This is a genomic window from Bacteroides coprosuis, from assembly GCF_020741705.1.
GTDB classification, from domain to species: Bacteria; Bacteroidota; Bacteroidia; order Bacteroidales; family Bacteroidaceae; genus Bacteroides_E; species Bacteroides_E coprosuis.
This window is the reverse complement of record NZ_DYYK01000050.1, coordinates 1-7,010: the sequence shown is the minus strand read 5'-3', so window position 1 is coordinate 7,010 and position 7,010 is coordinate 1. Positions and strand designations below refer to the sequence as shown.

7 protein-coding genes are annotated in these 7,010 nt (G+C 35.5%); 2 read left to right on the top strand and 5 right to left on the bottom strand.

Annotated elements, in window-relative coordinates; translation table 11 throughout:
* Positions 1-281: 281 nt before the first annotated feature.
* Positions 282-590, bottom strand: a complete 309-nt coding sequence (locus K8V80_RS02945; protein WP_276775361.1) for a hypothetical protein — start codon at positions 588-590, stop codon at positions 282-284.
* Positions 591-916: 326 nt separating this feature from the next.
* Between K8V80_RS02945 and K8V80_RS02940 the strand changes: the two genes are divergently transcribed.
* Positions 917-1,855: a glycerophosphodiester phosphodiesterase family protein gene (locus K8V80_RS02940; RefSeq protein WP_276775359.1), complete on the top strand. Its 939-nt coding sequence runs from the start codon at positions 917-919 to the stop codon at positions 1,853-1,855.
* Positions 1,856-1,925: 70 nt separating this feature from the next.
* Here the strand turns inward: K8V80_RS02940 and K8V80_RS02935 are convergent, their stop codons facing one another.
* Both K8V80_RS02935 and rlmD read right to left on the bottom strand, forming a co-directional pair.
* The gene (locus K8V80_RS02935; RefSeq protein ID WP_006745042.1) at positions 1,926-2,864 is read right to left on the bottom strand and encodes an RluA family pseudouridine synthase; all 939 of its coding nucleotides are present in this window, start codon (positions 2,862-2,864) and stop codon (positions 1,926-1,928) included.
* A gap of 18 nt (positions 2,865-2,882) precedes the next feature.
* A complete protein-coding gene (rlmD, locus tag K8V80_RS02930) occupies positions 2,883-4,310 on the bottom strand; it encodes a 23S rRNA (uracil(1939)-C(5))-methyltransferase RlmD (RefSeq protein ID WP_006745041.1) in 1,428 nt (475 codons plus the stop codon).
* 354 nt (positions 4,311-4,664) lie between these two features.
* Here rlmD and K8V80_RS02925 point away from each other — a divergent pair, with 354 nt between their 5' ends.
* Complete coding sequence (locus K8V80_RS02925) at positions 4,665-5,294, top strand: hypothetical protein (protein ID WP_006745040.1); 630 nt, start codon at positions 4,665-4,667, stop codon at positions 5,292-5,294.
* Positions 5,295-5,452: 158 nt separating this feature from the next.
* Here the strand turns inward: K8V80_RS02925 and K8V80_RS02920 are convergent, their stop codons facing one another.
* Both K8V80_RS02920 and K8V80_RS02915 read right to left on the bottom strand, forming a co-directional pair.
* A complete protein-coding gene (locus K8V80_RS02920) occupies positions 5,453-5,983 on the bottom strand; it encodes a dihydrofolate reductase family protein (protein ID WP_276775355.1) in 531 nt (176 codons plus the stop codon).
* Between the two features lie 429 nt (positions 5,984-6,412).
* Complete coding sequence (locus K8V80_RS02915) at positions 6,413-6,949, bottom strand: dihydrofolate reductase family protein (RefSeq protein WP_276775353.1); 537 nt, start codon at positions 6,947-6,949, stop codon at positions 6,413-6,415.
* Between the last annotated feature and the right edge of the window lie 61 nt (positions 6,950-7,010).

Here is a 7,010-nt window from a genome sequence, read left to right as displayed (position 1 = left end):
CACTTCCATATCCAAGTGAAGTTCGGCTAGTCTTTTTCGTTGTCCCTATTATTTAATTTTATGATGTCTTCACCAGTTCTGTTCTTACTTTTTTATAATAAGTAGCAATACTTCTAATACAGTTATTTGGTTACAATAGGGGGGATAATAAAAGAGCCTCATCATACGATGAGACTCTTTCGGCGCTCTTTTTATAAATATATCAACTAAACTCTCTCTTCTAATTGATATTTTTCAACAAACTATTTTTTACCTTAAAAGAACATGTCTGATTGCATATATTATTTTTCTAATTTTTCACCGTTTTCATTGAAAAATACTGTAGTTTCTTGATCTTCTTGATCCTTAAGAACTACCTTGTAAGTTTTAATTCCATATTTTTCAGAGACATATGCTTCTTGAACTGTGCTTTCTTCGTAATCTTTTTTAATGGTGTTAACTACAGCTTCAGGAAGTTCTGATATTTCAATTTTTACAAATTCATCTTGTACTACTTCTTGGACTGCTTGTTCTTTTACTTCTTGTTGAGCATATGTTGCAACTGTACCCAAACCGAAAAATAATGCGACTGTTAATACTAACTTTTTCATAATCCCTTGAATTTAAAATGAATAATGTTTTATGAAGTTTGTCTTCACTTATTATAAATCAAATTTAATGCCAAGATTGAAATATATTTGTAATATGCCTATTATCAGTATGTTATATGTTCTTTAAAATATTCTTGATTTGTTATATACGAGTATTATTACCCATTTGGGTGTAGAATGTGTGGAATTTATCATCAATATATTTAGCTTACCATAAGCTTAACTAGTTGGTTATTAGTTGTTAATGTTTGTAGTAGGCTTATTAGAGAATAAATATTTAAACAAAAATGCCATAAAGTGACTACTTTTATATATATCTATGTAGTATGAAACAGAATGATTTTAAAGATATTGATATTAGAATGATGATCATGAAACCTAGAATTTTAGCTTGCTTACTCGTAATGTGTTGTTTTTCTTTCTCTTTCGCACAAAATCCTACTCGTCCTCTTATTCATGCCCATCGAGGTGGGGCAGCAGAATATCCTGAAAACACAATTGAAGCCATGCTACACGCTGCATCTATTGGTGTTCCTGTGCTAGAACTCGATGTACATGTTTCTGCAGATAGCTTAGTAATCGTGTCGCATGATCCTTATATGAGTCCGAAAAAAGCTCTTCGTCCCAGTGGCAAGAAGGTTCTGCGGGGGACTCAGTTCAGACATATCTTATTTAATATGCCTTATAGTAAGATTGCAACGTACGATGTAGGTAGTCTTCCTAATAAGGATTACCCCAACCGAGTAAATATACCATGTAAAATGCCTTTACTGGGTGAGTTGATTCGAGAGGTGGAAGAGTTTACACGCATTAACCAGATAGCACCTATTACTTATAATATAGAGATAAAGTCGCATGCCATGAAAGATAATCGGATGACTCCTCAATATGATACCTTCATTCAGTTGGTCATGGAGGTACTAGCTCCCTATTATTTAGGTAACCGATTAATTATTCAGTCTTTTGATGAGCGCACATTGAACTATCTGCACGCTGCATATCCTGATTTGCAACTTTCTTATTTGATTGAAGGTAGGAGGTATCCTATCAAAGATATGTCGGAGAAGCTACAATTTACACCCACTATATTGAGTCCACATTATCAACTAGTAAACCCCGACTTGGTGGAGCAATGCCATAGAAGAGGAATACAGATAGTGCCATGGACAGTAGATCATCGTCCCGATATTTTATTTCTTTGGGATATGGGAGTAGATGGTATTATAACCAATTGCCCTAAGCAAGCTTTGGAATGGATGAAATAAATCAGCAAAAAAATAGACTACATATAATAACTTATTATGTAGTCTATTTTTTTTAGGTTATAATTCGTGATTACTCTTGATTCTCAGAGCTCTTCATCATCAAGCTGCGGAACTCTTTGGGGTAAGAAATTTCAAATTTCATTAACTCCTTAGTTACGGGGTGACGGAAACGAATTAGAAAGGCATGTAGAGCAAATCTCTTCAATGGAGATATAAACTCACCATATTTTTTATCGCCCAATATAGGATGACCCATTTCTGCCATCTGTACTCTTATCTTATTGTTTCTGTCTTCGCGAGGGTCAAACTCTAGCATACTCAAGCCATTGGCTTTTTTAATGGTACGGAATCTAGTGATTGCTTTGACTGGGTCACGCGGAGCTGTTTCCAGATTGTTGGAGAAATTTAATTTACCTGTTTCTTCGTCAATCCATGAGATATTTAGTCCAGATTCTTCTTGAACATCACCTTCTACCAAGCCCACAAAAGTATGGTTGATAATAAGCTCTTTCCAGTTTTTCTGGAGATTGAACTTGGTCTCTTCATCTTTAGCAAAAATCATGATACCCGATTCATCTACCTCCAACTTATGTACTAAGAGAGCTTGACCTCTATGGTTGGTTTTCTTTAGGTAGTGATTTAAGATAGCATGTGCCGACTTCCCTTTATTCTTGCCTACTGCAATACTAAGTACACCCGCTTTCTTCTCTATTACAATAAGATAAGCATCTTCGTAGAGTACATTAATATCTTTGCTTCTTAGCTCAGTATTGGAGTGTTTATTGTGATCTATCTGCACCAACATTCCTCTTTCTACAGGATAGTCGGGGTGGGTTACAATCTTTTTATCAACGAATACAATACGTCTTGATAAGAACGATTTTAGTTTCGTGCGACTAGCTTCGGGCATCTTAGCTTGTAAGAATTCCATCAGTGTACTAGCCTGATTTACATGATAATTGGTGTATTTATTTCTTGCCCTAGCGTAAGACCTTTGTCCTCTTTCCATATTCGTTTTAATTCTTTATTAATTTCTCTTCTCGAGAAGTACTACATTTTCCACGTGATGTGTATGAGGAAACATATCTACAGGTTGTATAGCAGCCACTTTATACTTGTTGTCTAGTAGCTGTAAATCTCGTGCTTGTGTAGCTGGATTACAGCTAACATACACAATACGTTTAGGTTCTGCAAATAAGAGAACATCAATAACATCTTGATGCATACCCGCACGTGGAGGGTCTGTGATAATAACATCTGGTTGCCCATGAGTGTTTATGAAATCTTGAGTCAAAATATCTTTCATGTCTCCAGCATAGAAGAGAGTATTATCTATGTGGTTGATTTCAGAGTTTATTTTGGCATCTTCAATTGCTTCGGGAACATATTCTATACCGATAACTTTTTTTGCTTGCTTAGAAACAAAGTTGGCAATAGTACCCGTACCCGTATAAAGGTCGTACACCAATTCTTCCCCAGTTAGTTGGGCAAAATTTCTGGCTACCTTGTATAGTTCATAAGCTTGCTCAGAGTTGGTTTGATAAAAAGATTTGGGTCCTACTTTAAACTGTAATCCCTCCATCTCTTCAATCATGTGATCTTTGCCTTTATATAAGAATACATCTTGATCAGTATATACATCATTCATCTTATTGTTGATGATATAAAGAAGAGAGGTTATTTCAGAGAATTCATTACCCATGTATTCCATCACCTTCATCATTTGCTCTCTGGCATCGTCATCTTCTACCTTACAAACTAAGATAACCATTAACTCGCCAGTGCTCGATGTACGTACTACCAAACTTCTAAGTACGCCCACTTGTTCACGTAGGTTGAAGAATGAAATGTCATTGGCTGTAGCAAATTCTCTCACACCGTTACGGATACGATTGGAGATGTCGTTTTGCAACCAGCACTTTTCTATATCCAATACTTTGTCAAATGCTCCTGGAATATGGAATCCCAAGCCATTCTTTTGATTTCCCGAAAACTCTTTATCTAGATTTATCTCTTCCTGAGTAAGCCAACGTTTATCCGAAAAAGTAAATTCTAGTTTGTTACGGTAAAATGTTGTTTTTGCCGAACCCATTATCGGCATAGGCTCAGGTAGTTCCACCTTACCAATGCGACTTAGGTTGTCCATAATTTGATGTTGCTTATAGCGAATTTGAGCCTCGTAAGGTAGAACTTGCCATTTACAACCGCCACAAACACCATAGTGTTGGCAGAATGGAACGGCACGTTCAGCACCATATTCATGGAATTTCATCACCACACCCTCAGCATAACGTTTCTTTTTACGTCTTAACTGTAAGTCTACTACATCACCAGGTACCACATGAGGTACAAAAATTACCAAATCATCAACTTTTGCAATGGCTTTGCCTTCAGCAGCCACATCTGTTATTGTAACCTTCTCTAGAAGAGGTAATTGTCGTTTCTTTCTTGCCACTATTCTTTAATGCTTTATGAATAATGGTGCAAAAGTATGAATTTTTTCAGAGAAAAGGGGTCTAGTACTGCGTGTATTTGCTGTTTTGAAGATAGAAAAGAATCCTTTTTAGAATAGTATGTTATCAAACTAAGTACTATAGCTCTATTGGAAGAAAATAAATAAGCAAAGAGTAGATTATTTATTGAATCAAATATCTAAATTTGTTAGTCGTTTGATATGCCTTAAGTAGCCAAGCAGAAACAGCCTAAAATGCTGAATAGTAAGTAGAAATAGGTGAGGAGATGAGGTGTAAGATTGAACGATCACATTTATATTGTGTTATCCTAATAGTAAGTATTAAAAAGTAAGAATATGCGTAAATTATTAGTAGTGATGGCTTTGTTTCTGACAGCTGGATTATCTGCCTATGCGCAGAATAATGCTAAGGCAGAACAATATTATGAAGAAGCAATGGATTGGCTGTATCAACAAGAAGAGCCCATTTCCAAAGATGCTGTATTAAAAGCAATTAATTTATACAAGAAGGCGATAGCAGCAGACGCTACTTATTCTCCTGCCTACGAGCAGTTGGCAATAGAATATTGGTCTTTAGGAAAGCAGAAAGAGGGCTTTGATATTTTACAAACTGCCACAGAAAAGATATCTGATGATGCTATGCTGTCTCTTTTAAAAGGAATCTTCTTAGAAGATATTGAAAAAGTAGATGAAGCCAATACGTGCTACAAAGAAGCAGCAGCTCTTTTTGATAAGTCGGTGCAAACTAAGAAAAACTTTGACACCCTCTTTTATCGAGCGATGACTTACTATCTTTTGGAAAATCAAGAAGTAGCTATAGCCAAATATAAGGAAGCTATCGACAAAGGGTATTATCCCGAAGAAGATTACGAAGAATTTTATGATATGCAGATGGAAATATTAGAAACCGTAGATTTGCTTGAGTTTATTCAGCAGTCTATTACCAATAAATACGGATTGAAATAAAAGTGAGATACACCTATTCTAGTAAGGCTTTAACCGATAAGGTTGAAGCCTTTTTTGTGACCCGATAAGCATATACACCAAAAGGGGGCATCAAGATTTCTTGATACCCCCACAACAACACATCTAATAGTTCACATATAAATAAGGGAGAAAATTAATTAGTGCCTAGAGTATTCAGTATAAAGAATACCATTTTCGTAGATCCGATGTCGGATAATAGACCACATGGATACCTCCTGATTTCCTTGGAAAAGGGGAATGCCTGGACCTAAAAGTATAGGATACTGCACAATAATCATCTTGTCTATCAACTTCTCTTTAAGAAGAATAGATAAAATTTCACTACCGCCTACTAGCCAAATATCTTTACCTTCCTCTTTTTTCAACTCTCTAATCTTTTCAATCCATTCTTCATTTATAAAGTGAAGTTGGTCATTACTTGCCTCTCGGTTTTGCCTTGTAATGACATAGCTCACTTTATCGCCATACGGCCAGCCAATCCCCATATTCTGGATGGAACGGTATGTTTTACCGCCCATAATCAATACATCTATATCCTTATAAAACTCTTTCCACCCGTATTCCTTTTTATCAGGGTTGGGGTAATCTGCTAGCCACTTATGCGTACCCTCTTTGGATGCAATTTGCATATCAATAGTAGCAGATATATATAATATAATCTTTCTCATTTGGCTTGATTTCAATCTGCAATAAAGATAAAAATAGAATGGAAAAGAGAAATATCTAGGGGTGTAAAAGTGCGTAACAGATAGTCAATTAATAGGTTACTGTTACATTTCTGTGAAGAAATAGAAATAGAGACTTTAAGGAAGATACAATTTGCATAAAAATACACTCATTTTTATATCGGTGTCAAAAGGAGGTTCGGTCAGGGTCAAAACGATGACATGTCGGTGTCATGTTAATGTCTTGTCGGTGTTAAACAGGAATGAAGTTTTAAATAGACTCAAAGTGTATTATTTATTCATTTTTGATATTATAAATATCCATATTGATATAATGAATAAAAAAAACTCCTCTCTATTAAGTTCAGCTTGGAATAGAGACCTAAAAGAGGGGAGCTTCTGAGAAGTATTTGAATAATAATTAATATGAACTTATTCCTTTTTTAGTCCGTACTCTGTTTGAGTTACGCCATTGATGTAGTATCTACCTCGTAAAATACTCCATTGTGATTTTTTAAAAGGAGGGTTGTACAAAGGAATGCCATTACCTAGCAACACAGGAAATTCTGTAATAATCATTGTATCTATTAAACCTGCATTTAGCATTTCAGAGGCTATTTCCCCTCCACCTACTAGCCAAATATCTTGTCCCTTTTGGTCTTTGATAAATCTAATTTCTTCCAACCAGTTTTCTCCCAAATAATGTATTCCTCTTTTGTTGCTTTCGATAGGTTGATGAGAAATGATATAGGTGTTCTTTTCGGGGTAGGGCCATTTGTCGCACATATCCAGAATGTGCCGATAGGTTTTGCCACCCATAATTAACGTATCCACTTTTTCGTAAAATTCCTGATAACCATAGTCGGTTTCTTTTGGATTAGGAAAGTTTTCAAGCCATTCTAACCCACCATTTATTTCGGCAATATAGCCGTCTAAGGAAATTGAAATATACAAAGTTAGCTTTCTCATACAATTAGTTTTTAGGTGACTAATCTATTATTATTCCTTTGTGTTGTAGGAACTTATCTAT

Excerpts from the sequence above, each read along its gene's own strand:
- K8V80_RS02935 (WP_006745042.1), bottom strand. The coding sequence starts at position 2,864 with ATGGAAAGAGGACAAAGGTCTTACGCTAGGGCAAGAAATAAATACACC.
- K8V80_RS02945 (WP_276775361.1), bottom strand. The coding sequence starts at position 590 with ATGAAAAAGTTAGTATTAACAGTCGCATTATTTTTCGGTTTGGGTACA.
- K8V80_RS02940 (WP_276775359.1), top strand. The coding sequence starts at position 917 with ATGAAACAGAATGATTTTAAAGATATTGATATTAGAATGATGATCATG.
- K8V80_RS02920 (WP_276775355.1), bottom strand. The coding sequence starts at position 5,983 with ATGAGAAAGATTATATTATATATATCTGCTACTATTGATATGCAAATT.
- K8V80_RS02915 (WP_276775353.1), bottom strand. The coding sequence starts at position 6,949 with ATGAGAAAGCTAACTTTGTATATTTCAATTTCCTTAGACGGCTATATT.
- K8V80_RS02925 (WP_006745040.1), top strand. The coding sequence starts at position 4,665 with ATGCGTAAATTATTAGTAGTGATGGCTTTGTTTCTGACAGCTGGATTA.